Origin of the sequence: Rhodococcus sp. IEGM 1366, assembly GCF_033142425.1 — a bacterium.
GTDB lineage: Bacteria > Actinomycetota > Actinomycetes > Mycobacteriales > Mycobacteriaceae > Rhodococcus_F > Rhodococcus_F globerula.
In genome coordinates this window covers 68,059-93,432 of the sequence record NZ_JAWLRZ010000013.1, presented here as the reverse complement: position 1 = coordinate 93,432, position 25,374 = coordinate 68,059, and the positions used below count along the sequence as shown (strand labels likewise).

Sequence of the window (25,374 nt, the reverse complement as noted above, 5' to 3'; positions counted from 1 at the left end):
CAGTAATAGGAGGATCGACGAGATGATCAAGGATGTCGACGCGGACTTCCATACACCCACCAGTGACGACCCGACGTGGGCCGAAACCAATTTCTTCGGTTTCTACGTACCCGAGGCGGCGCTCAATGTCGGTGTGTACGCACTCTTCCGCCCGAATGTGGGCGTGGCGATCTCCACAGTGGCGATGAATTCCAAGTTCGTCGAGGCACCGTGGCAAGCAGAGTACTGGGACGCACAGCACCACTTGGCCATTCCAGAGCCGCGTAATCTACGCGACTACACCCTTGCGAACGGCTTGCGTGTGAGTTCTCCTGAGCCGAACCGGGTATGGGACGTCGAATTCGACAACGGCGACGGCGTATCGCTGGCCTTCCGTTACACCGCGCTGACCGAAGCCTTCGACATCCACGATCCGAAGCAGGACCCCATCGTCGCCGCACAAGCCGACGATGGAGTCTTCGCGTGGGGTGAAGCCTATGCAGGCCACTTCGACCAGACTGGTCATTTCGAGGGTGAGGTCAATCTCCGCGGTCAGAAGTTCCCCGTCGACTGCATCTCCACGATGGACCACAGCTGGGGCCTGAGGTCGGAACATCAGGGCCACACCATGAGCTGGCTGCATGCCCATTTCTCGAAAGATCTTGCATTCCATGGAATTTTCGACTTCGATCCCAGCGGTGGACCCGATGCTCCTACTGAGCTCACTCTCGAACATGGATACATCGTCGATCATGGTCAACTACGTGGCCTGGCATCAGGGCGCGGACGAACTGTTCGTCAAGGATTCTTCGCAAAAACCGTCGAGCTCGAACTCGTAGACGGGGATGGACGCGAGTACTCGCTGACCGGACTGGGAAGGACTTCCTTCCCATGGCAGGCCGGCCCCGGAACTGTTGGCTACAACGTCCTCGCCGAGTGGCGCCACAACGGACAGGAAGGCTGGGGCGAGATCCAAGACTTCATCGGGCCGCAGACTCTGTGCAAGATCTACGCCGACCCCCACGCTCGCGGGGTGTGAGGTGTGCGTCCCACCGCCGCCGGAAGCGGTGATCTTCGACCTCGACGGAACGCTGGTACAGACGCGTGAAGCTTCGTGGCGAGTCTTCGAGAAGATCGCCACGAAGCACGACATTCCGATCTCGACCTCGGATCAGTTCTATGAGCTGTTCGCACACAATTTTTTCGCATCGCTGAGATCGGTATGCGCGGATGAAGTGAAGGCAAAGGCTGTGGAGAACGACTTCATGGAGGCGCTCAAAGTCGACTACGCCCCGATGATGATTCCTGGCATGATCGATGTGGTCCGTTCTTTGGTACCGCATTCAACACTGGCGGTGCTGTCCTCCAACGCTACCGAGGTCATTCGGCGCATTCTGCAGCAGAACGGTCTTGCCTACTGCTTTGGGCACGTTTTCGGTGGAGACGTCGAACCGGACAAAGCGCGTGGCATAGAGCGCTTCCAGAGTGACGCCGCGCGTGGGTCCGGGCGACTGTGCTCGGCGTTCTACGATGAGAGCAGTAGCGTCCGGAAGATCGCAGAACCGGGATCGACTGTAATCATCACCGATACGGTTGGCGACGTCGAGGCTGCACGCAGGACCGGAATTCGCGCTGTCGGCGTTGCGTGGGGTATGCACACCGAAGAGCAGCTGCTCGCAGCTGGCGCCGAGTTTGTGGCGATCTGGCCGCAAGAGATCATTGCGCATCTCTTTCAAGGCTCAGACCCCGCCCGGGTCGATGATTCGCAATGTGCCTGCAAAATCTCGACAGCACGCAATCCTGCGTCAACCGTTCCGCCACGCATCGCCCGGCGAATCGCCGGTGCCGCCACACTGAAAACGGCTGTGGCTGCACGATCTGCGGCCCCTCCGTCGCAAGATCCGCGTGGCACTGTTTCGCATCCCTGCTCCGCTCGAGACGGGAGTCCGGAACGAACGTCGGTGGCCACGGACTTCGGAACACCCAGTGCAGAACTGCTTGCCGCAGTCCGGCAGGCGGTGCTGTGAAGCCGCTGAATGTCGTGGTCACCAACGACGACGGCATCGACTCTCCTGGGCTGCACAAGCTCGCCGCCGCAGTTGCGGCAGCAGGTCACACTGTACGTGTGATCGCCCCCATGGTGCAGGTCAGCGGCGCCGGGGCCGGCATCGCCACATTGGCCGTTCCTGGCCATGAGATGGTGGAGCGTCGAAGCCTCGGACTTGGCACGGATGATCTCGCAGTCGCAGCCGAACCGGCCATGATTGTTTTGTGGTCAGTACTCGGATGTTTTGGCCCCACGCCAGATCTGGTCCTTTCCGGGATCAACCTCGGATCGAACTTCGGTACCGCAATCGTGCACTCGGGGACATTCGGCGCGGCATTCACGGCGGTCATGCACGAGATCCCTGCGATCGCTGTTTCGCTATGTTTCGAAGACGAGGACAAAGGCAACGTCGACGATGTACTTCACTGGGACTCCGCAGCGAAGTCAGCTGTAACCATGATCGATCACGCGTTTGACGCACTGGACGCGGGGTTCGCGATCAATCTCAATGTTCCGAATTCTCCGATCGATCGAATGCTGCCTCCAGCACCTTCGTTGGAGAGATCGCCAGGTCTCGTTCCGTCGATAGTGCCGTTTGTACGTCGCCTGAACCCGGTTAAAGCGGGAGTGGTTGCTAGTACGTCAGAAATTCGAGCGAGCCCCCCATCTCCGAGAAGCGACCGCGGCATCGTCAGCAGCGGCCGACCGAGTATCTCCCTGATCGGCCTTACCCATGGGGACGCCAACTCCGTCCTTATCGGCGCACATCAGATTTCAGAGAGGAATTGAAATGAATAGTGGAGCAGTAGGTTTGATAGAAACCAAAGGGCTCGTGGCAGCAGTTGAGGCCGCCGATGCGATGGTGAAGGCGGCCAATGTCACCCTAATCGGCTGCCGGACACTACGAAACGGGCTCGTCACCGTGATGGTCCGCGGTGACGTCGGCGCCGTCGCAGCGGCCGTTGACGCCGGTAAAGTCGCAGCACTGCGCGCTGGCTTCGTCACAGCCACCCAGGTCATCCCGCGACCGCATGCAGAGACCGAAGATATTCTGGCGGAGGCTATTTCGGTCAGCATTTCCTAGGCTACGGCCGCAATTAGGGGGTTAGTTGGGAATTGGTACCGCACAACCGACCTCGATGCTCATACAATCAATAGTGGTGATATGAGGACGCGATCTCGCGTGGAGTACTGCGCTGGGATCACAAAGTACGGGCTCAATCGCACCGGAGTTTCCGGGGATGATGCGCCCTCGGTTCGACAGAGTCGGTGAACGTGGTTCTGGCTACGATCTTGTCCAAGGAGGCAGGACCATGCCGAAGAGATATTCAGAGGAATTCCGCCGCAAGGGACCGCGATTCACTCCGATCACGGGGTGCAATTACCCCGACAGCCAGCGACCTGGTCAACCGGATGTTCACTCGCCAACAGCCAAATCGGTTGTGGGTCACTGATATCACCGAACATCGTACTCGTGAAGGCAGGTTTTCTGCGCGGTTGCCCTGGATGCGTTTTCAAGGCGGGTCGTGGGTTGGTCGATCGATTCCAGTCAAACCTCCGCGCTGGTGACCAACGCGCTGTCGATGGCCGTCTCCAACCGTGCACCGCTCGACGGGACCGTGATTCACTCCGATCACGGGGTGCAATTCACGTCGTGGACATTCACCGATCGAGCCAAACAATCAGGTCTCGTTCCCTCCATGGGGTCTGTCGGCAACTGCTACGACAATGCCACAGTCGAATATTCTTGGGGCAGAAAGCAAACCGAGATTCTGAACCGTAAACGATGGCGTACCCGGATTGAACTGGCGAACGCTATCTTCGAGCATCTGGAGATCTTTCACAACCGCCAACGTAGACATTCGAGCCTCGGAATGCGCACTCCGATAGAGTACGAATTGCATCATCACACGAATCAGCCAGTTGCCTGAAACCCGCTATACCGACTCCCTCGAACCGAGGGCACATCAGCCAGTATCTTCCCACGTTAGCTCTGCCTTGACGATGAATGAAGGGTGGGGTTTTCGTGGTGATTGTCGGGCTGGTTATTGCTCTGCGCGAAGCATGCAGACAACTCACCAAACCACCGTCTCTGAGCATCCATCCGCGCTAACACGTCCACGATCGACCCCGTCGCGAAACAACATGAACCACTCAGCCCCACGAGACAACCGACAAGTGGAAGTCCCAAACGTCGAGGGCGAGAGTTGAGAACCAGCGATGGATACTGTTTCGCTCGTACTTCGGCTTAGACGCGTTCTGCTGCCTCACTCTTCCAAGTTCCGGTTTCCGGCAGGTACCGGGCAGACACTGCTGACCTGCAACGCCGCTGCCGATGTCGCCCAACGATCGTCTGATCGTCGGGCACCGGTCGGTCTACACGCAGGTGAAGGCGCTGGGGTTGTCTGCGCAACCAGCCCTTCGGGTGATCAAGAAAGTCGCCGATACGTACGCCACCCCGGACGTCTAATCTCAGGGCCGGAAATTACGGTCGGATCGGGTCGAAACGGTATGCGGGCGTGGCAGATACAGCAGTTCGATTCCGCCCGCATGCGGCGCAACCTTTCGACGATCGGTGTTTGTCATGGCAACTCGATTCGTCGACGGTGTCGATCTGGACTACGGCGGGCCGAATGAAGGGTGTGCCGTTCGTGTGCACACCGTGGCAGCGGAAACTGCTCGCGGACCGAAAAGGCGAATCCGATCTGTTGTTCCGCGACGGCCAGTTCTACCTCTACACCACCGTCGACCAACCCACCCCGACAACTGTCGTACCGGCGAAGGATCCGGCGGGTTGGGTGGGTGTGGATTTGGGGATTGTGAACCTCGCGGTCACCACCGACGACGATCCCGCCGAGTTGGATGTGCGGTGGGGCGGTCACAGCGCGCCGGAAGAAGAACCTGGTGATGCGGACAGCGCTGCAGAAGGTGGGCACGAAATCCGCGAAACGGAAGCTGAAGACTCGGCGACGGAAGGAACAACGGTTCGCCACCGACATCAATCATCAATTGTCGAAAAATATTGTTGCTGCGGCGCAACGCACCGGTCGGGGTATCGCGATAGAGGATCTATCGGGTATCCGGAATCGGATACAGCTGGCCCGGAAGCAGCGAGCGCAGGTGCATTCGTGGGCATACGCCCAACTGCGTGCCCACGTCGGATTCAAAGCGGAGATGGCGAGAGTGCCGGTGCAGGTGATCAACCCGCACAACACCTCCCGCACGTGTTCGCAGCGCGGGTTCTGTGATCCGAAGAACCGTCGCAGTCAAGCAGTGTTCGAGTGCCGGCAGTGCGGGTGGGCAGCACATGTTGATCACAATGCTTCCTGCAACATTGCAGCGCTCGGGCATGAAAGTTATTGGGCCGCCGAGTCAACCGTGCCTAAAGCAGCCACTTCTCTAGCATTCAGCTAGATCCTCCTAATAGTCAGCTCCTGTCCCTATCGAGCACCGACGGACCGACTCTCACGCGTCCCAGCCTGACTGGTACGCGTGTCCATGCTCTCCCGAGTAGTCGTCGATTGTCTCCAAAGAGGCCCAGCGGTCGGCGGCCCTCCCCCTCGCATTCGCACTCGCCAATGTCGTGTTGACGATCGCCGCAGCCACCATCCTAGATTTTTCCGTCGAGGTTCTGCTCGCCGACGTCACCGTGCGTGTCGTGATCACGCGTTCTCTGGTTTCAGCATGGGACCGGTCGGGACGATACCTCGCCGATACCAGTAGAAGGCACGAAAGTGCGTATACGTATGGGCCATTCAGCCGTTGCTCCTGCTTCGTGGCCCCACTGTGATGAGTACCTAGTCCCGACGATAAATATTTCGCTGGGCACCGCAATTTGAAGGACTCACTTCGATGACCAATCACAAATCGTATATGGGTAGTCGCCAGAAGCTCTCGCACGCGCGTCTTCTCAGAGTTTTCATGAATGCAGGTCGGCACTCCGAGTTCCTGATCAGGGATTGAAGGTCTGGGAAACCACACTGAGCCCTATAGGTCTTGACTTCAGTTGAGGACTTGAGTCGATCCGAGCGACCTAGCTTGCAGTGCAAGAACTCTCAGTAGCACATAGCCGGGGCGCATACCCCGACCTCGACAGCGCGGGAAAGGTACGTCCGAACCGGCGCAGCACGCAGCTCGCTGACGCCCGCTTCAAACACTACTCCCATCCAATTTGCCCCGCCCGTGACTCTAGGGCATCAAAGCAAGGTATCGACATGGTTCGCAACACTTTATCGGCACTCGCAACAGTATTTTTCACGTTGAGTTCTACTGCAGGTATGGCTATCTCAGCTCATGCGGCGGTTGGGGCTTCCCTTCAGTGTCATGGCACCTGGGACATAGTCATCGGCGGTTTGAGCAACAATGATTCTGAGGGGTTCGTAAACGCGGACCAGCGCGTTGGGTACAACTCGTTTGACTTGCGGTCGGGCGTGAATGAACTCAACCACCTCGTACGTGCTCACGCGCGTGCCTGCCCTCAAGACTTCATCCATCCCGTCGGATACTCGGGTGGTGCAGCTGTAGTGCATCTTTGGGCAACCGAGAACGGCAAGGATTTCCCAGGCAGGGCCAGCATTGTCCTGATTGGTGACCCCAAGCGGCTAGCAGACACCGGTGGTCGAGGTTCCGCAGCTGCGGATCTGGGGTGGGTTCCGGCTCTCGGTGGCGCGAACCGCGACTATGGCGGACTGCCCGCGCTCCAGGTCTGCAACGGTGGCGACCACATCTGCAACAGTGAAGTCGGTTGGGACGGATACCTCCATGGTGTACACGCCGACTACGACTTCAATGTGAACTCGTACCCCAACAATGCCGAAGGAGAGATTTATCAGGACTGAGAATCCCAAAGATACTACGCGACAGTGTATCCGGATGGACCAGGGCGCTACGACAACGATCACAGTTCGTGAGTCGCAGAAGACACACTGAGTCATCGTTGTGGAGCTCTAGATCAGGGACTGCCCCACTTTGGACTGCTCCCCAAAAAGTGGGACTGAGAAACTCAGTTCGACTTCTGGGAGCAGTTTATGGACAAACGAAGTTCACTGACCAGAAATCAGCGGGCCGCAGCGGTAGCATTCTTCGCGACTGGTGCAGAGTAGCGCGGCCGCGAGGCAGTTGGGTGCCAGTTGGTGGCCCGCCAAACAGTTGCACGAGAGGTGGAGGGTTCACGGAAGTGGGGTGCTGGTGACCAAACGGGTCAGGGAGTCGTTCTCGTTCGAGTTCAAACTTGATGCGGTACAGCGTTTCCTGTCCGGCGAGCCGCGGGTTGAGCTTCGTGAGGTCGACCTCGCCCCTCCGAAGACGATCTCGCGTGGGTGGGAAGTACCGCGACGAGGGCGAGGCCGGGTTGCGGCCGAAACAGAGAGGTCATCCACAAAGATCTGGCGAACCCGAGCCCGGGTGAGCGCGCGCACTGAGTTGGAGCAGTTGAGGGCGGAGAACGACCGGTTGCGCGCCGAGGTCGCATATCTGGGAAAACTGCGAGCCTTGAGGCACAAGAACGACAGCGAAGGTCCATGCTGTCGTCTCCCTCATGGCTGAGTACGGTCTCGACGTGCTGCTCGAGGTTGCCGGGCTTCTCGATCACGCTTGATCTGCTCAGCAAGTTCAGCTAGATCCGACCCTCCGGATCCAGCTCGATGTGAGCGGAAACAGCGTTGTCCGCCAAGGGTTTACCGGCAGAGACTGCGATCAAATTCCCGCGCCATCAACTCCGTTCCACCGAGGCGACGTGCTTCGTCAACCCGTCATCCCTGAGGGCAGGGACTTCGATCCTCCACCACTTCCCCTCTCGGGTGACGGTCACTTCGTAACTCTCGCTCATGCCGCCGGCTCCTGAATTGCCTTGAGCACCTTGCGGTACACGCCCGGAGAAATGGTGCGGTATCCATCCGGAACACTCACGTGCACGTTTCAATTTCCGATTCCAAACGTAAGGAATAGACCCTGCGGTCCGCAGAGCAGTGACGCATGCGGCTTTGAGTTCCTTGATCACCGTGTCGGACTGATCCGCAACCATGAAATAGTCCAGTGCGGTTGACTGGTTATAGTCAACCGGCTACTGTCCTGCGCCTGAAATTAGTTCGGCATATTTTGCAAGTGAACGCATGGTTTTGTCCGCAGTTTTGGTCCAGACAACGGTTTCCGCTTCTCGTTCCAGTTTGCGATCCATTCCCAGACGTCCTTTTCGAGTGCCGCAACGCTGGTGTGCACTCCACATCGCAGAAGTTGGCCGACGAAATACCCGAACCAGCGTTCGACCTGGTTGATCCACGACGACCCGGTCGGAGTGAACTGGATGTGAGATCGGGGATGGCTCTCGAGTCAGCCCGGGGTGGTGATGGTTTTGTGGGTCGCGAGGTTGTCCCAGGCGATGTGCACGTCGAGTTCCGCATGAACGATTTGTCGATGGCAACCAGAAAATTCTTGTATTCGACAGCTCGATGACGACGACTAAGCGCAGGAATCACTGTGGCGTCGGCGATGCGAAGGCCGCAAACAAGCTCGTGACACGGGACCGGACGTAATCGTGGCAGCTCCGGGCATCATCGGGAGCACCGGTTGTGACCGGTCGAGAGCTTGTATTCCGCTTTTCTCGTCGACGACAGCACCACCGAATGCTCGGGTTGGTTGCGTTACAGGCCAACGAAATCGACAACTTTTCGACGAATTGTCGATCGGTGGAGTGTTTGAAGCCGTCGGTCGGTGTGGTTTCAACTCGAATTTGCGACAGATCTGCCCATCGTCGACTTCGAGTGCCCGGTTTTCTCAGCCATCGACATTCGTGAGAGTGTTCGCGATGACGTCTTCGACCTGATCGAGCATGATCGACGGTGGCCGCACGGGTCTCGGTTCGTCGGTCAACCCGTCAAGGCGTTTGGTGACGGTACTCGGAGGCAGTATCACGCAGATGGCCCGTGTCGAATTGTCCGCGTCCGAACTGGGGCCATGGCCCGATTGATGTCGGAAATGAAGAATTTGGCAATCGGCGGTGGTGCGCAGTCAGTGCTTGTCGCGCTGTTTCTGCTCGACGAGCCATGCTGCAATCTGAGAACGAGAGGTGAATCCCAGTTTGATGAGTATGTGCTCCACGTGTCCCTGCGCGGTGCGATGCGAGATGACGAGCTTGCTTGCAATCGCCCTGTTGGTAAGTCCCTGGGCAACAAGTTCGGCTACCTGCTTCTCCCGACGCGTGAGACTGGTGAAACCCGACTCGTCTGAGATATCGGGCCGGCTCTTTTCTTTGAGTGCATACGCAGCTGCATCTTCAAACTGCGCTCGGATTCCTTCGCGGAACTCTTCTGTAAACGCACGGTCACCTAAAGTCTGGCGAATCTTCTGCTCGAACAAGGAGTGCTGGACGGGCAGCTGCGGGTAAATAACGCCAGAACCACAGACCGTCTGTGAGAGCGTCTGAGCAGCACCCATCAGCTTGGCAGCACGTCTGGGTGCACCCTCCTCTGCTGCAACCCACGAGAGAACCTCGATGCACCCCGCGGCACTGGTCCGGTCCTCCACCGATCGAGCGAGCTCCAAAGCTTGCCTGACCAGACCTTTCGCCCCCGAGTGCTCGCCACGCTGCCACGCCCACATCCCGGCCGCCCGAAGTGACCACCCCCGGTAGATGGATTCACCTCGCGACTCGGTGAGCGCTTGGATCTCGTGCTGGCACTCCTCGCTCCGCATCCAGTCTCCATCCGCGGCGCTAGCGAGCGCGAGCCCGAACAGGGACCAGATCATATGGAGCTGGTCACCGTCCCGACGAAAGACCACAAGCGAGGATTCGAAGCGCTCAGTCGCGGTCGAGAAATCCTGGGCGACCAACGCGTGATATCCCGCTGCATCGGCCATCAGCGCCACGGCCGTACGATTGCCGAGGAGTCCAGCCAAACCGCATCCACGCTCCGCATAGAGCGCAGACGCCTCCCTATCCCCGTGTAACCCGGACAGCGCACTCAGCACGTATAGCGCCTTGATCTGTTCCAGACTGGGTTTCCCGCCTTCAACCGCCAGTAGCTGTGCGAGCCAACGCATACCCTCACGCAACAGGCCGCGCGCTCGCCAATACGGGTAGAGCGCCACCGCCATGCGAATCCCCGGGTTCGCCTCACTCGGACCGCTCAAACAGAATTGCAGAGCCGAACGGATGTTGGACTGCTCCGCATCGAGGCGTACAACCCATTCCACCTGTCGGGCGCTAATCCAGTTAGCCTCGGCCTGCAGCACCAAGTGCTCGTACCAGTCCCGATGACTCTGCGACAGCGATGCGAACTCGCCCGTCTCCTTCAACCGTTCCATAGCGTAGTCACGGAGCGTCTCGAGGAGTCGGTAGCGCACCGTCCCGGCAACCTCCTCCCGAACCAGTATCGATTTATCGATGAGCGACCCCACCGCATCGACAATCTGCTCTGACGTCATGGTTCGGGCGCAGATACCTTCAACGGCGTCGAGCGCGAAACCACCTGAGAACACTGCCAGCCGCGCCCACAACTCCTGTTCGACCGAACTGCACAACTCGTAGCTCCAGTCAATACACCACAGCAGAGTTTGCTGTCGTGTAGGCGCTCCCCGATTACCCGTTGTCAGGAAGGTGTAGCGGTCGGCGAGTCGTTGCAGGATCTGCTCAACTGACATCATTCTGAGTCGCACTGCCGCCAATTCGATCGCGAGCGGCAGACCGTCAAGGCGACGGCAGATTGTCGCAACGGCTTCCTCGTTGTTCTCGGTGATTTTGAAAGCCGGGACCGCAGTCATCGCACGTTCAGCGAATAGGTTCATCGCCTCGTAACGTACATGCCCCCCAACGACTTCCGACCGCTCATCTACTTTCGGCATCGTCATAGGCTGCACGCGAAGCGTACCTTCGCCCCCGATTCTCAGCGCTTCCCGACTAGTCGCGAGAATTCGAAGATCCGGACAGGTATGAAGAAGGACCTCGGCCAGGGCTGCGACAGGTTCGATCAGGTGCTCGCAGTTGTCCAAAATAAGCAACAGTTTCCGCGTCGACAGGTACTCGACTAGCAGCGTCTCGGGCGGATCGTCCCAACCCTCGCGCAGTTTCAACGCCGACAGGACTGCGTCAACGACTGCGCCTGGGTCACGCAATTCACCCAACCCAACCGACCACACACCGTCATCAAATGCACGACCTACGTCGGCACCGACCCTCAGAGCCAGCCTCGTCTTTCCCACACCACCGACACCAGTCAATGTGACGAGACGCGATGCGGAGAGCAGACTGCGAACCTCGGCTATCTCACGACGACGGCCGACGAAACTCGTCAGTTCGTAAGGAAGATTCCCTACGCGTGCCTTGCCAACCGGAGGCATCAGTCCGCCACTTTCATCGCACGTACCCCTGTAACCACAGTACCTCTGGAGATGCAGTTAGGTAGTTGCGCGGCCAACCGCGACTACACCAATGCGGTAGCACTGTTGTCGGCTGTATCGCTCTGTCCAGAGCATGACTCGTTTGCACAGGCTGCAGTTCCGACTTGTGTGAAGGTTCGGTCCATGTTCGGGGGTGCTGCTCGTAGCGTTGAGGAGTAGACGGGAAATGACTCCTGATCTTGCCGGCGTCAAGGTTCGCCGGTTGACTTCGGAGGCATGCCCCGCGGCGGATACCCCCATTACCACCGAGAAGGTGGCCAAACACCAAACCCTCAATTTCCCATTCCGGCACCTCCGGAATCGGTTCCATTCGACTCGACGCAGCGAAACTACTCGATCACGCGAGCGGGCGAAGACGTCCGAGGTATGCGTCGAAGAAACAAAACGGGGCGACACGGCGCCTGCATTATCGGATACGGCGTACCGCTGCTCTCGCAATTCTCGACGAATGTCGAATATATCTGTCCGACAGTAGAAATCGAACTGAAAGTAACCTTCATGCACAATTACGCGAACCGTCCGCCTGTGGCGTACCGACATCGTTGCCGTTTCGACGGCGGGCGAGCAGCTTCCTGACCATAGCTACTTCAGTCAAGACTGTTTAGAGCGACACTGACGCCCGTTAAGATCGCCAATGCACGATCAAACCGATATCGACTCTCGCGCTACGGCGATCGGGATCTGGGTTCGCGGCTAACCCCCGACCGAGCTCGGCTACCCTTCTTCTCGACCCGGAGTAAACTCCAATACGCAATATCGGACACCGGGCCGCAGCCTTAGAAATATTAAACCTTTGATAATTCCGAGTACCCAACCTACGATATTCTCGCGTTAATAAACGTGCGGAATACCCGATTCACATCACTCGCTTTAATTAATTTGGTCGACCGAGTAAGCTAGAAAGGAAAGGCTGTGTGGGTGCAAACGCAATTAGAGGTTGAGAAGTTTCAGTCGCCCCTAGGCCGTCATTTTGCGGGGATCTCGATCGAGCGCTGCAATCGCGGACAGCCCATAGATACGCTCGGGACATACGAGGCCGTCGCGAAGACGGGCAAGCTGGATTCTCGCAGCAGCCTGAAGCAGAGAAGCGTACTGCATGCTATCGATCGAGAAGGCCGATTCAATGTTTTCCGGACCTGGTCCCCCAAGCGGCTCCCAGAGCAGCGCAAAGTCGATAATATCGCTTTCGCTATTTCTTTGCCACATTTCTTGCCACCTAATTTTATTGCTCTGAAACCATGCCTATGGCTCTCAGATCTATCGGACCACGGGCACTTTGATTCTTTCGGAGGGAATCCGAGCAGTTTGCCAACAGGTTCGGATATTCTCACATGGTGTCGGCTCGGATATATGCTCGCTAAACTGCAGATTTCTACTTGACCGCAGTTCTATTAAGGAATTACCTGCCACAAACGCTCGATGAACCGGCCCGGCGTCATTCCGATGTTCGACAATCCCGACGGCTATCAGAACTACTGCGAAGAGAAACGGTAACCGCCAAGCCCAATCACGGAGGGCATCATCGCCAACAATCGAAAGAAGGCTAAAGAATCCGGTTGCCAGCAACGCTCCAGCAGGGTTCCCCAACTGCGCGAATCCTCCGTAGAACGCCTTCTTGTCGGCCGGCTCGTACTCCACCGCTTGCAGAACGGCGCCACCCCACTCACCACCAACCGCAAACTCCTGAATAAATCTGAGAAATACCAACAAGACTGGAACCCAAAAACCGATTTGCGCGTAGGTCGGAAGAAGGCCGATCAACAATGTCCCGACACCCAGAATCGTCAGCGTGATCACCAACGCTATCCGACGACCGAACCGATCACCCACATCCCCGAAAACGATCCCGCCTATAGGGCGTGCGAAGAACCCCACCGTGCATGTGCCGAATGCCGCGACAATTCCGGTCAGCCGATCGGTGCCGGCAGGAAAGAAGACATCGCCGAAGACCAGTGCCGCCGCGGTGGCGAACACGAGGAAGTCATACCACCCGATCGTGGTTCCAACGAAGGCGTCAACACCCGTCCGACGAGCGTCGGCAACCTGAAAGTCTTCGCTCATGGCTGGTCCTCCATGATGTCATCGGCCCGCTACGCGGAGCAGGCATGCTCGAGTCTTCGTGGATCGAAACCCCTCGAATCGTGGTGAGGTTCACCACCTGACTCGAAACAAAACCTACGCCCAAAACTCCTGTCAATCAACACATCTGAGCTCTCATCCACAGCGCAAACCGCCGTTCTGTTCGGAATTTCTATCAAATGCGCGTATTCTGATGCACCACGACGCCGCATTTCATGCAGTGTGCATTCAAGACAAAACAGAAAAATCTCGAAAAAATAGTTAGGGACGGTGGGCCCGATGACCGCTGATCTAGACTCGAAGCTCATTGCCGTATTGCAACAGAACGGCCGCGCAACATACCAAGAACTCGCTGCGGCGACCGGCGTGCCGCGAGCAAAAGTATCCACACACGTACAAGCCTTACTCGCCTCGGGCACCTTGACGGTGGTCGCTGTCGCTCATCCAGAACTTCTCGGCCTCAAAGCACTTGCCCACGTATCCATATCAGTGTCAGGATCAGCTTCACCCGTCATCGCCGAACTGTGCAGATCGGAGTCCACGGTATACGTATCTGCTATCAGCGGCAGGCACAACATCGTCACAGAACTCCGAGTTCCAGACCAACAGGATCTTTACGAGGCAATTGGATTGATTCGCGCCATGCCCGGCGTGACCAGCGTGAGAACACACGTCTTCGCCGAGGTTGTGAAGGGAATCTTCGTGCCTAAGAACGTATTACGTTCCGACGTGCGTCTAGACCAAACTGACGTCGATCTCATCGAATTGCTGGAGCACAACGGGCGCGTGTCTTTCCTGGAACTGTCTGAGCGGACGGGACTCTCTCGAAGCGCAGTGCGGAATCGCGTCAATCACCTGATCGCTGAGACAGCAATTCAGATAGGCGCGGTGGTCAAAAGACGCGGTGGCAGTACAACTATTGCAATGGGCATAGGTGTGAGCCTAGGCTTCCGCCGCAAGGAAGCAACGAAACAGATCGAGGACCTCCCTGGTATTGAATTCTTGGCGCGCACACTTGGCACGTTCGACTTGATCGGTACTGTCGCCGCCGACTCGGCGATCGCCCTCTACTCACTCGCCGAGCACATACGATCGATCGAGGGAGTCACAGGTCTCGAGACCTGGATCCATTTGGAGGTCGTCAAGGAACATTACGGCCGCAGCCTCGAATTGACGGGGCACCATGACATTTTCAGATCGAATCCGAAGATTGCCGTGTCCGTCGATCAACATTGATAGCCTCAACTACCCCTGACGGCGGGAACCGACAAGCTTCTCGCCAGTCCCACAGACGTCGACCGCATAGAACCCTGTCTGTCACATTCGCCTGTCGGCATGAAGCTATGCGCCACTGTGAGACTCGGCATATCCGCCAGCACTGGCCGCCAGGCCTCGGTTCGGCGTCGTTCGATTCAATCATTCTGATGCGCAGTTCATTTCGTTCACAGTTACAACCAATCGGATAGAAGTGCACACGAATATCCCGGCAGAGCCACGTACCGAGAAGAAGCTGTCAATTGACAGTTTTCTGGTTTAGAGTAGCGTTCGCTGGTCCGTCCGTACGCAATGCCAACGCGTGCAGGACCATTCAATCGGTGAGCCATAATCCCGTGACGACTTCCGTCTCGACCCCCGAACAGACAAGGCTGGATATGAGCAAATTGGTTCAACGGATCGCACTGCTGACTCTTGGCTGGGAGGACTTACCCAAGTCCGTTTCCGTATTCGGATCCCCATCTTCGGAGAGACTTGTCGAACCAACTCCCGCCGTATTGGCACAGCTCGGCGACGGCACCTGGGCTCTTCTCGACACCGGTTTCAACACCGCACTGGTTAGAGATCCCGCGCTGTACGAACGGTTCTATCCCAACCCCGACTATTCGCCCTCACTACCCTCCGCAGACGACGAACCGCTTCTCACAGCTTTCGAGTCCGCAGGCTTGACGATCGACGAGATTTCCATGGTGGCCCTCAGCCATTTACATCATGACCACGCCGGAGGACTGAAACTGTTCGCCGGACGAGTACCCATTCACCTCCAGCGGCGCGAACTCGAGCGCGGACTCGACGTGAGCATTCCCGCCGAACACGAAGCCCGTGCCCGGATCGACTACGACGACCCACGAATTGACTGGCACCTCGCAGACGGATTAGTCGAGCTCGCACCAGGACTCACCGCAATCCCCACGTACGGCCATACCGTTGGACACCAGAGTTTCATGGTCGAGTTGGACCCGTCGGTGGGGGGCGGTGGGTACATCTTCGCGTTCGACGCAGCCGATCTCACAGAAAACATCGAGGAAGAGCTTCCACTCGGAGGTTTCATCGGATCCGACCCGAGCATTACGATTCCGCCGATCAGGAAATTGAAGGCGCTCGCAATGGAACGGGGATTCATATTGGTACCCGGGCATGATCCGAACGTATGGCCGGCGTTGACTGCAAGCCTGGCGGATCGGTTCAAGGAAGTTCGCTGATCAGCGATCCTTCAGTTGAAGCCTAGGTGCATGCTCCCGATCCGATCCGAGAGCCATCTCGAGCCATCTCGTTTACACAGGGTTTGCCGGTCCGAAGTCCACCTCGTAGGGAGATCCAGTGCACGGCAGCAAGGAATCGAGAGACCTTCTGTATTTCGCCTTGACCTGGGCCCCTTACGGCGGGCCCCCGGATGAAGAGACCTTCATGCGGTTCGGAATGACTCGTTCCCGATTCGTAGTGAAACTTTGGCAGGCGGTCCACGAGGTCGGGTGTGAACCTGGGGCGAGACGATATCTCGCGTCGGTGTATCCACCAGCAGTTCAGTAGATTTCGTCGGCTAGGCCAGCCACGCAGTCCCACACACCAGATACCTCACCTACCTGCAGAGCCGCCGCGAGAACACTTGGTGTCCCGGGGAATTGGAGTTGAACGTGAATCTCGAAGACCCAGGACAATGGACCCATTCGGGACCAGATGCGCAACCGCCACCTGTTCCCGAAGACGAAGACGAACTCTACCAATTCCCGACGATTCTTCACCGGGCTGGAAACATGGGGATGGTCTATCGGGCAAATATCAAAATATCGACTCACGCAGCACCATTCAGGACGACGGCACTGCGGGCGTTCATCACAACCTTCGCCCGTGACCACGGCATAGACGCCGACACCACCGCGGACCTCGTGCTGGCAATCAACGAGGCTGCAATCTTCTTACTCAGCCACGCCGAGCGGGACAACGTACTGAAGTGCCGATGCGCGCTGCAGGCAAACGTGCTGCGCGTGATGCTTGCAACGAGAATGGGTTCGCAAATACCACTGGATCCCTGTTGCTTCGAGTTGTACGTAGTTCGCCAACTCGTCGATCGAATGGACCTGGAATTGCACTCTCAATTGAGCGTCTCAACACCAACCGCGATGCTCATTCTCGAAAAAGTGATTACTCGGAATAATTTGTAAGAGAAGCAATTACACAGTCTCTCCAAAACTGATCCACCTTGAGTATCAACACGAGCCATACAGGCCAGGATCGTCCGCACATCAACCGCGTTTGTCGTTCCACAGGCTTCCGTGGGCAGATTCGGGCACATTCCACCAAAATCAGATAGGCCATCGCAGTCAACGCCTCCGCCGAATGATTCTCGTAGCCAAGAGCATTGATGACCCAATCTTGGAATTGATACCGTCAAACAAACCGTTCGGCACACCAAGCTTCATCGCGGCGACGATGCCGTCGAGATGAGCATGTATCCGCCGGGCCGGCCCGATCATCCGCAGATTATTGCACCCGCGCAGCCGATCTTATACACCGCTGCAACGTCTTCCGCGCATGCTTCACACGCTCGATACGGAAGACGTCGAAAAGATCTTCCTTCAAGGTCTACGCCCGACCGACCTTGCGATCCACCGCGAAATCAGGTTCACAACTCACAATTGGTATCGGTGAGTATCTCTTGACCACAGGGCAGAGCCCACCGCGCGCATCGCCACCGCCCACTAATCGGCATTTCCTCTCGCAGCGTCCCCGAATACTAACCGCCGCATCGAATGCGTGAATCGTCCACTGCAAGACATGAAGCGGGTAGAAACAATGCCATGCCTTCCGTAGCCGCTCCTGAGCCCTCCGCCCATCGGCTGGTCGAATCCTCCAGTCCCCACCGGATTCGAACGGTAGGAGCCGATCATGGGTTTCATGATTCGCACAAGCATCCGAATAATCCCCGGTCCCGCGTCATCGGCAGCCGGAGCGCAATCGGATACTCAGCAGGCGCAAAGGGTGCCCGAATCACCAAGCACGCCAACGGCCGCGTTAGCCGCACTCTCTCAGTGCCCGGTACCGGGCTCTCGCATCAATCCACGATCGGGGCAACAGACCCGGACAGCCTGCGCGGCACCGCTATCCCGCGGGAGATCATTGCGCACTCCGTGTGGCCGTACTACCGGATCACCTTAAGCTTGCGCGACGTCGAGGAGTCGATGCTCGCCCATCGTCGTCTCGCACGAGACGATCCACACATGGATCGCCAAGTTCGGACCCGAATTCGTGCGTGGCCTGCACCGCGGTACTGCCCGCCCCAGCGACACATGATTTCTCGACGAGGTGTTCGTCAAGATCAGCCGCATCCGGCGCTACCTGTGCTTTTTCAACTCCCCCACACTCGAAACCTATTGTGCGCGAGACCAGCACGAGTACGAGTTATGGCGCGGAGGAGAGCTTTCACCGCTGTTCATCACGGTTTTCTTTCCACCAGAGGCATCACGAGTCGATTACTTATGCAACGCGGAAGAACCAGAATTGTCTCCCCAGCGTAAGCTTGCTGATTCGATCCGTCATCCCGACCGCAGTGCTCCGAACACATTGCGAGGCAGGAATATCCAGTTTGATTCCCCAAACCAGGCACTCATCGGATCCAACGACGTCGCCACCAAGACATGGTGACCGGATTGTGCTCAACGAAAAGATGGCAGACAACGATTAAGCAAGGACAATCTTCACCAGCTACCGTTTACCTGCGTCATGCTTGTAACGGAGTCCGTGGTTTGCGTCGATTGCGATGCCCCGCGACGACCCAGACGGTCATAGCCCCAGTCGCCAGCGGGGTATGAGCTCAGCACCAGCACGCGAAGAGCAAACCCATGACGGCACCACCGTCACAATTTGTCCTAAGGTGCCGATCTGAATCAGATTGGCAAGCTCACATGTTCCGGTTTGCGTTCTCAACAAGCTCTGCGTTGGGAACCATGATGGAGTCGATGAACGCATCGCACACTTCCAGCATCCGCTCGCGGGTCACGTGTGAGGATCCGACCAGCGCTTGAATAGCCAGTCCGTCGAGCATGCCAAGCAGCATGTCGGTCAGGTCCCCTTCATCGTTGTCGACATTGAGTGTGCCCTCCTCGCGCGCCGCATCCACCGTCCCGCGCACAAGGTTGCGCCAGGTCTCGTAGACAGAGTCGTTGAGCGCCTGTAGCTCGGCGCTACCGAGGGCCGCCGCCCATAATTCCACCCATACCCGCCACGCTGTTATCGTTTCCGGCCCGGACGGCAGATACGAGGAAACAAGGTGGTGCAGGTGTGCGCGCGGAGATTCCTTGGCGTCCAGAATCCAATCACGACGCCGTAGGGAGTTCTCAAAGTTGAATGCGAATGCCGCGTGCAGAAGTGCGTCTTTGGACTCGAAATAGTAATGCACGGTGCCACTGCTGACCCCTGCGCCCTTAGCGACGTCGGCTACACGGACGCCGCGAAACCCTAGCGTAGCGATGCTCTCACAGGTCGCTTGCAGGATCTGCTGTCTCCGTTCAACCTCAACGCTCGGCCGTGCCATGGCGATCACTGCTCCTTGTAGTCACTTTCGGTACAGTATCGGACCTTGATGCCGCGTCGGCTGGCAAGCACGAAACGGCCTGTCGTTTTGTGCTTGTCGCCCACGGCAGTACGCCGCAGGCAAGCAGAATCGCGATCATTCCTACCCACTGCGGCGCCAGCAGTTGCTCATCAAGTAGCATTCGCGCGGCATACACCCCGACGATCGGCTCCAGCAAACCCAAGAGGCTCAGCGCGACCGATCCCAAGCGGCGTATCGCGTAGAAGGCGCAGCCCACACCGATCGGGATCATGACGGCACCCTGAAGGACGACTGACGCCCAGCCTGTCCAGGTGAAGGACATGTTCGCAGTGGTGGCAACCGCGACGAGGCTCGCGGTTATCGTTGCGCCGACCATGACGAGTCCACCCGAGACCACGACACCGACCTCCCGGACCCAACGCTCGCCGAGTACCAGATAGAGCGCATAACCCACGGCGCTTGCCACAGCCAGACCGATACCCGCAAGTTTGACGTCGGCGGGGCCGGCTAACCCTACAAGTCCAATACCGGCGATCATTACCAAACACAACGCGATCAGGACGGGACTTGGTCGCCTTCGAGTGGTGAGCCACACGACGAACAGAACGAACACCGGGTAGATATGCACGACCACAACTGACACCTGCGCACCCGTGGACTGGACAGCCGCGAAGTAACAAAGCACCTGAAACCCAAACAGCGGGCCGCACAACAGCATCAGCCCGAGTGAGGCCCGCCGGCGCACGTGCCGGATCCGTCCGCTCGCCCAGGCAAAGACAAGGATCACCACCGCACCGACGAGGCTTCGCAACGCCACCAACATCGTCGGCGTCAGGCCCATCTCGTACGAGAGCATCGCCACCGTTGGTGTCAGTCCATAGACCACCGCCGACACAACTCCGCACACCCAAGCGACGGCGACGTGCGGCGGGGTGACCGACTTCAACTCGGCGCCTGGGCGTCTGGGCATGATCGGCACAGAATCAGAGGTTTCGTGAGATCACGACGCGCATGATGTCGGAGGTGCCTTCCTCGATCTCCTCGAGCTTGACGTCCCGCATCCACTGTTCCACGGGGAACTCCCGCGAGTAGCCCCATCCGCCGAGCGTCTGGATCGCGGCATGCGTGACGAACATAGCCATCTCCGATGCCGTCAGCTTTGCCATCGCCGCCACGCCGGTGGATTCATAACCGGCGTCGATCGAGCGGGCCGCGTGCAGCACCAGAAGTCGAGCCGACTCGATACGATTCGCCATGTCCGCCAACCGGAATGCGACAGCCTGGTGCTCGATGATCGGCTTGCCGAACTGCGTACGGGTGCGTGCGTAGTCCAGCGCGAACTCGTAGGCGGCGCGAGCAGAGCCGACCGCAGCGGCGCCGAGCACGGTGCGCGAGATGTCGAAGGTCTTCATCAGTCCGTAGAAACCTTGCCCCTCGTCGCCCAGTCGGTCTTCCTCGGGCACAAAGACGTTGTCGAAGAACAGTTCCCGGCAGACGATCGCCCGCTGACCCATCTTCTTCATCGGCTCGCCCCAGGTCAGGCCCGGCGCGTCCTTCTTCACAAGGAAGGCAGTGACGCCCTTGGAGCGCTCGTTACGGTCCGTCTTGGCGAACACCACGTACTGGTCGGCCGCGCCAGCGTTGGAGATCCAGGCCTTCTGGCCGTTGATCCTGTAGCCGCCGTCGACCTTGGTGGCGTACGTGATGATCGACGCCGCGTCCGAGCCCGAGCCCGGCTCGGTGGTGGCGAGCGCGGTCATCACCGGTGAGGTACCGGTGAGCGGGCGGAGCCATTTGTCCTTCTGCTCCTCGGTACCGAGTGCGAGCAGCGGATCGGAGAAAAATCCGTTGGAGCACACCAAGTTCCCGATGCCTGGGTCGCCCCAGCACAGCTCCTCCTGCACGAGGCACTGGGTAAAGACGTCGGTGAAGCCGCCACCGCCGAATTCCTCGGGAATCATGTAGTCGGTGATTCCAACCTTCGCGGCCTTCTGAAAGATGTCGACCGGCGTGACTACGTCCGCCTCGTCCACTTCCCGACCACGGGGGCGGATCTCTTTTTCGGCGAAGTCGCGGCAGAGCTTGACGATCTCACGCTGCTCGGTGGTAAGGGTCCAGGGCTCGAACATGGCGGTCATCTCGACTACCTTTCTTAATTGATTGATCAGTTAATTATGAATGCGGGAAGGTGAAATGTAAATTCTTCGGCGAGCAATCTTGGCAGTCAAGGAATCACAGTTGAACCGCCGTCCACTCTGTAAACTCCTCGATGCCGACGGTGCCGAGTTCGCGCCCCAGGCCGGAGAGCTTCCACCCACCGAACGGTGCCAGTGGGTTGAACTTCGCGCCGTTGATGTCCACCTGCCCGGTCTCCAGTCGACCGGCCACGTCCAACGCCCGGTCGACGTCGCCCGACCACACCGCGCCTGCCAACCCGTAGTCGGTACCGTTGGCCAAGGCGATCGCGTCCTCGACGTCCTCGTAGGCCTCGACCACCAGAACTGGACCGAATATCTCCTCCGTAGTCACCGGGTCACCCCGCTCGACCCCGCACAGGACGGTCGGCCGCACGAAGTGACCGACCAAACCCGGCAACGGATCGGGCCCACCCGCGACGATGGTCGCGCCCCGGTCTACGGCGCCGTTGACAGCCGCAAGTATCGAGAGCCGCTGTTTCAGAGAGACTACCGGCCCCAAATCGGTACCGCGATCGGTCGGATCGCCCACCACCAGCGCGTTGGCACGCGTTGCCGCCAGCTGGACCGCCTCGCCGTATCGGCTGCGCGGCACCAACATCCGGGTCCAGGCGCTACAGGTCTGCCCGCTGTTGAGCATCGCCGAGTCGACGGTGGCGAAAACCGCCGCAGCGATATCCGCGTCCTCCAGGATCACCGAAGCAGACTTACCACCCAGTTCCAGGCAGGCTCGCTTGATCAGCTCGCCGGCAGTCCGGCCAACCTGACGACCCACCACTGTGGATCCAGTGAAGGACACCACCGCAACATCGGGATGCTCGGTCAGCGCCGGACCCACCACACTGCCCGACCCTGGGACCAGATTCACAACGCCCGCAGGCAAACTCGTCTCAAGCACCGCATCGCAGAACAGGTAGGTGGTGATTGGCGTGAGCTCTGCCGGCTTGAGCACCGTGGTGCAACCCGCAGCGAGTGCCGCCCCGACCTTGGCTGCCAGCTGGTACAGCGGGTAGTTCCAGGGCGTAATGCACGCGACCACCCCGGCTGGCCGGCGCAGCAATACCGAATTGCCGACGCGCTCGATCAGCGGAGTGTCGCGGGCGATCGCGGCGAAGGATTCGATGATCTCGATAGCCAGGTCCACATGACTCTCCTCGGCCACCGCGATCGGCGCGCCGACCTCCGCGACCGTTGCCGCGACCAGTTCGTCGCGACGGGTCCGCAGCGCCTCGGCCAGCTCCCCCAGTGCCTTGCCTCGCTGCTCGCCGGTAGTCCGGCCCCAGTTCACGCCCGCGGCATATGCGGCCCGTACGCCGTCGTCGACGTCTGCAACAGTGGCCGCGGCAGCCTGCCCGACAACCTCGCCCGTGGCTGGGTTCTCCACTGCCGTCACGGCCGGACAGCGCTGCCAACGACCGTCGATCAGGACGGTGTCACGCATCCAGGTCATGTCCGCTCCTCTCGAATGTGAATGACAGTGGGGCGGTCCGCCGCAAAGGCTTTCGTGAGCGCATCCGTCAATTGTTCCGCCGAGTCGAGTCCGACGCCCAGGCAGCCCATCGATCGGGCCAGCGCCGGAAAGTCGATCGGTGCCAGGCCTACCGCGTGCACAGGATCCGCGCGCCCGACCATCTCGTCGCGGATCTCGCCGTAACCGCCGTTGTCGACCACGATGATCGGCAGTGGCACCCGCAGTTCCGAAGCCGCGGCCAACTCGGCGACCGTGAACATGATGCCGCCGTCGCCGAGCATGGCAACAACCTGCCGCTCTCCCACCGCAACCTTGGCACCGATCGCGGCAGGCAACCCGTAGCCGAGGGTGCCGACGCCGGTCGGGTAGAGAAACGAACGCGGGCGATGCAGCGGCAGGTTCGCCATGGCCCCGTAGTAGCAAGCCATGGTGCTGTCGCCGGCGAGGATAGCGTCCTCGTCCAGAGCCTTCGCGAGGGCCTCGACGATGCCGAGATAGTTCTTGCCCTCGCTGCGCGAATCGACACGCAGCCTAGTCCGCCACCCCTCGGCCCGCTCCTCCGCGGGACTCCTGTCAAGACCCTCCATCAGTGCACGCACGGTGAGCGACGCATCACCCACCAACGCCACCGACGGAATTGCGTTGGTGTACAACGATGTCGGGTCGATATCTACGCGAATCAACTTGCCGTCTGCGTCCAGTGGCCCGTTCCAGAAGTCTGAGGGCGCCAGTTCCGTACCGACAGCCAGCACCACGTCGGATTCGTTCACCAAATCAGCCACCGACGGCAGATGTACACCTGCCCCGAGACCAAGTGGGTGACTCTCCGGCAAAACGCCCTTGCCGTTGGTGGTGGTGATAACCGGTGCGCCGAGCAGTTCCGCAAGCTCTCGCAGTTCCGTTGCCGCGGTAGATGATCCACCGCCCGCGATAATCAGTGGCGCGTCCGCGGCGACCAGCAGCGTACGAGCTCGGACGAGATCACCCTCCGCCGCGGCGACCGGCGCCAGCGTCACCGGACCGAGGATGCGCACGTCGGCCGCCTCGTCCAGGAGGTCCAGAGGGATCTCCAGGAACGCCGGCCGGGGCCGACCGGAAGTCATCGCGGCGAAGCACTGAGCCACGGCGAGTGGAATCTCCTCCACACTGGTGACCCGCTGGCTGTGCCCCACGATCGAATCGAGTGCGCCGATCTGGTCCTTGATCTCGTGCAGGATGCCGTTGCCGTGACCGGGGTGCCGCAGCGGCAGCCCAGGCGAGATCAGCAGCACCGGAATCGAATCCGAATACGCCTGTGCAGCAGCAGCCGCCGCGTTCAGGATCGCCGGCCCGGAGGTCGTCACGGCCACCCCAGGTTGCCCCGTCGCCCGCGCGTAGCCGTCGGCCGCATACCCAGCACCCTGTTCGTGCCGGGTCAGTACGTGGGTGATCTGCGAGCCGGCCAACGCCCCATAGATTGGCAGGTTGTGGGTGCCGGGGATACCGAAGACTACTCGGATGCCGTGCGCCTCAAGCGCAGCGACCAGTGCCTGGCCGCCGTTCATCCTGGTGGACATGTCAGCCCTCGTTCTGCGGATCGGTGTAGATGGCCTTGCCGAGCCACTGGCCGCCGTCGACCACGAGGGTCTCGCCGGTGACGTACGCGGCGCGATCCGAAAGCAGGTAGGCGGCCGATTCCGCAACCTCTTCGGGGGTGGTGAAGCGGCCAGCAGGGACGCTGGAAAGCACTCGGGCGCGCGCATATTCGTCGGGCCACAGCGCCGCGCCGGCACCCTCCGTCTCCGTCGGGCCGGGGGCGATGCAGTTGAGCCGGACCCCGCGTGAGGCCCACTCGACCGCGAGGGTGCGGGTCATCGCGACGACGCCGGCCTTGGCCGCGGCGCTGTGGACCGTGCCCGGGTGCCCGTGCCAGGCATAGGTGGCGATGGTGTTCAAGATGGCTCCGTTGCCCGCCTCGAGCATGTGCTTGGCTGCCGCACGGGTGCCGTAGAAGCTGCCGTTGAGCACGATGTCGACGACGGCTTTCCATCCATTGGCCGAGAGGTTCTCGCCGGGCACCACGAAGTTGCCCGCTGCGTTGTTGACGAGGACATCGAGGCGACCGTGGCGCTCGACTACACCGTCGATCAGCGTCTCGACGGCAATCGCATCGCGCACGTCGCACGTCAGCGCTTCACCCTCACCGCCGGCCGCTTCCGCCAATCGCACGGTTTCGAGCAGCGGTTCCTCGCGTCGGCCCACGACCACGACGGTTCCACCGGCGGCGGCGTAGCGCACTGCGATGGCCCGACCGATGCCGGATCCGCCACCGGTGATCACGGCGACCCGGCCGGCGAACTCATTGCGGATGTCTGGTGCAGTCATTCATTTTCCTTGTCTGAGA

General features: G+C 59.5%; 16 protein-coding genes and 3 pseudogenes. 11 read left to right on the top strand and 8 right to left on the bottom strand.

Features of this window, described 5'->3' with window-relative positions:
• Positions 1–22 precede the first annotated feature (22 nt).
• From R4P64_RS29790 to R4P64_RS29760, 7 genes and pseudogenes are all read left to right on the top strand, one after another.
• Positions 23–1,018: a hypothetical protein gene (locus tag R4P64_RS29790; RefSeq protein ID WP_317823777.1), complete on the top strand. Its 996-nt coding sequence runs from the start codon at positions 23–25 to the stop codon at positions 1,016–1,018.
• A 1-nt stretch (position 1,019) separates the two neighbouring features.
• Entirely contained in the window at positions 1,020–2,006 is a 987-nt protein-coding gene (locus R4P64_RS29785; RefSeq protein WP_317823776.1) for an HAD family hydrolase, read from the top strand.
• Positions 2,003–2,815: a 5'/3'-nucleotidase SurE gene (gene surE, locus R4P64_RS29780; protein ID WP_317823774.1), complete on the top strand. Its 813-nt coding sequence runs from the start codon at positions 2,003–2,005 to the stop codon at positions 2,813–2,815. The genes R4P64_RS29785 and surE overlap by 4 nt, the downstream gene beginning before the upstream one ends.
• Position 2,816: 1 nt before the next feature.
• Entirely contained in the window at positions 2,817–3,110 is a 294-nt protein-coding gene (locus R4P64_RS29775; protein ID WP_317823773.1) for a BMC domain-containing protein, read from the top strand.
• A 305-nt stretch (positions 3,111–3,415) separates the two neighbouring features.
• A pseudogene (locus R4P64_RS29770) lies at positions 3,416–3,957 on the top strand (IS3 family transposase); the annotation flags it as partial.
• A 382-nt stretch (positions 3,958–4,339) separates the two neighbouring features.
• A pseudogene (locus tag R4P64_RS29765) lies at positions 4,340–5,440 on the top strand (RNA-guided endonuclease InsQ/TnpB family protein).
• A 1,016-nt stretch (positions 5,441–6,456) separates the two neighbouring features.
• Positions 6,457–6,864, top strand: a complete 408-nt coding sequence (locus R4P64_RS29760; protein ID WP_317823772.1) for a cutinase family protein — start codon at positions 6,457–6,459, stop codon at positions 6,862–6,864.
• A gap of 2,167 nt (positions 6,865–9,031) precedes the next feature.
• On the opposite strand, the gene R4P64_RS29755 is transcribed toward R4P64_RS29760, so the two are convergent.
• Positions 9,032–11,359: an ATP-binding protein gene (locus R4P64_RS29755; RefSeq protein WP_317823771.1), complete on the bottom strand. Its 2,328-nt coding sequence runs from the start codon at positions 11,357–11,359 to the stop codon at positions 9,032–9,034.
• A gap of 1,509 nt (positions 11,360–12,868) precedes the next feature.
• Positions 12,869–13,480 (bottom strand): annotated as a pseudogene (locus R4P64_RS29750) (MFS transporter); the annotation flags it as partial.
• A gap of 297 nt (positions 13,481–13,777) precedes the next feature.
• Here R4P64_RS29750 and R4P64_RS29745 point away from each other — a divergent pair.
• The 4 genes from R4P64_RS29745 (at position 13,778) to R4P64_RS34080 (ending at position 18,288) form a co-directional block, all read left to right on the top strand.
• Positions 13,778–14,734 carry an Lrp/AsnC family transcriptional regulator gene (locus tag R4P64_RS29745; protein WP_317823810.1) on the top strand — a complete coding sequence of 319 codons (957 nt, stop codon included), beginning with the start codon at positions 13,778–13,780 and terminating at the stop codon, positions 14,732–14,734.
• A gap of 416 nt (positions 14,735–15,150) precedes the next feature.
• On the top strand, positions 15,151–15,975 hold the full coding sequence (locus tag R4P64_RS29740; RefSeq protein WP_317823770.1) for an N-acyl homoserine lactonase family protein: 825 nt from the start codon (positions 15,151–15,153) through the stop codon (positions 15,973–15,975).
• 432 nt (positions 15,976–16,407) lie between these two features.
• The gene (locus R4P64_RS29735) at positions 16,408–16,935 is read left to right on the top strand and encodes a hypothetical protein (protein ID WP_317823769.1); all 528 of its coding nucleotides are present in this window, start codon (positions 16,408–16,410) and stop codon (positions 16,933–16,935) included.
• 588 nt (positions 16,936–17,523) lie between these two features.
• Complete coding sequence (locus tag R4P64_RS34080) at positions 17,524–18,288, top strand: DUF4236 domain-containing protein (RefSeq protein ID WP_411742726.1); 765 nt, start codon at positions 17,524–17,526, stop codon at positions 18,286–18,288.
• A gap of 383 nt (positions 18,289–18,671) precedes the next feature.
• Here the strand turns inward: R4P64_RS34080 and R4P64_RS29730 are convergent, their stop codons facing one another.
• The 6 genes from R4P64_RS29730 to R4P64_RS29705 form a co-directional block, all read right to left on the bottom strand.
• Positions 18,672–19,304, bottom strand: a complete 633-nt coding sequence (locus R4P64_RS29730) for a TetR/AcrR family transcriptional regulator (protein WP_317823809.1) — start codon at positions 19,302–19,304, stop codon at positions 18,672–18,674.
• The gene (locus R4P64_RS29725; RefSeq protein ID WP_317823768.1) at positions 19,285–20,295 is read right to left on the bottom strand and encodes a DMT family transporter; all 1,011 of its coding nucleotides are present in this window, start codon (positions 20,293–20,295) and stop codon (positions 19,285–19,287) included. Before R4P64_RS29725 ends, R4P64_RS29730 begins: the two co-directional genes overlap by 20 nt.
• A 13-nt stretch (positions 20,296–20,308) precedes the next feature.
• Entirely contained in the window at positions 20,309–21,463 is a 1,155-nt protein-coding gene (locus tag R4P64_RS29720; RefSeq protein ID WP_317823767.1) for an acyl-CoA dehydrogenase family protein, read from the bottom strand.
• A gap of 94 nt (positions 21,464–21,557) precedes the next feature.
• Complete coding sequence (locus tag R4P64_RS29715) at positions 21,558–22,970, bottom strand: aldehyde dehydrogenase family protein (RefSeq protein ID WP_317823766.1); 1,413 nt, start codon at positions 22,968–22,970, stop codon at positions 21,558–21,560.
• The gene (locus R4P64_RS29710) at positions 22,967–24,547 is read right to left on the bottom strand and encodes a 5-guanidino-2-oxopentanoate decarboxylase (RefSeq protein ID WP_317823765.1); all 1,581 of its coding nucleotides are present in this window, start codon (positions 24,545–24,547) and stop codon (positions 22,967–22,969) included. The genes R4P64_RS29715 and R4P64_RS29710 overlap by 4 nt, the downstream gene beginning before the upstream one ends.
• A gap of 1 nt (position 24,548) precedes the next feature.
• On the bottom strand, positions 24,549–25,355 hold the full coding sequence (locus R4P64_RS29705) for an SDR family oxidoreductase (RefSeq protein ID WP_317823764.1): 807 nt from the start codon (positions 25,353–25,355) through the stop codon (positions 24,549–24,551).
• Positions 25,356–25,374 lie beyond the last annotated feature (19 nt).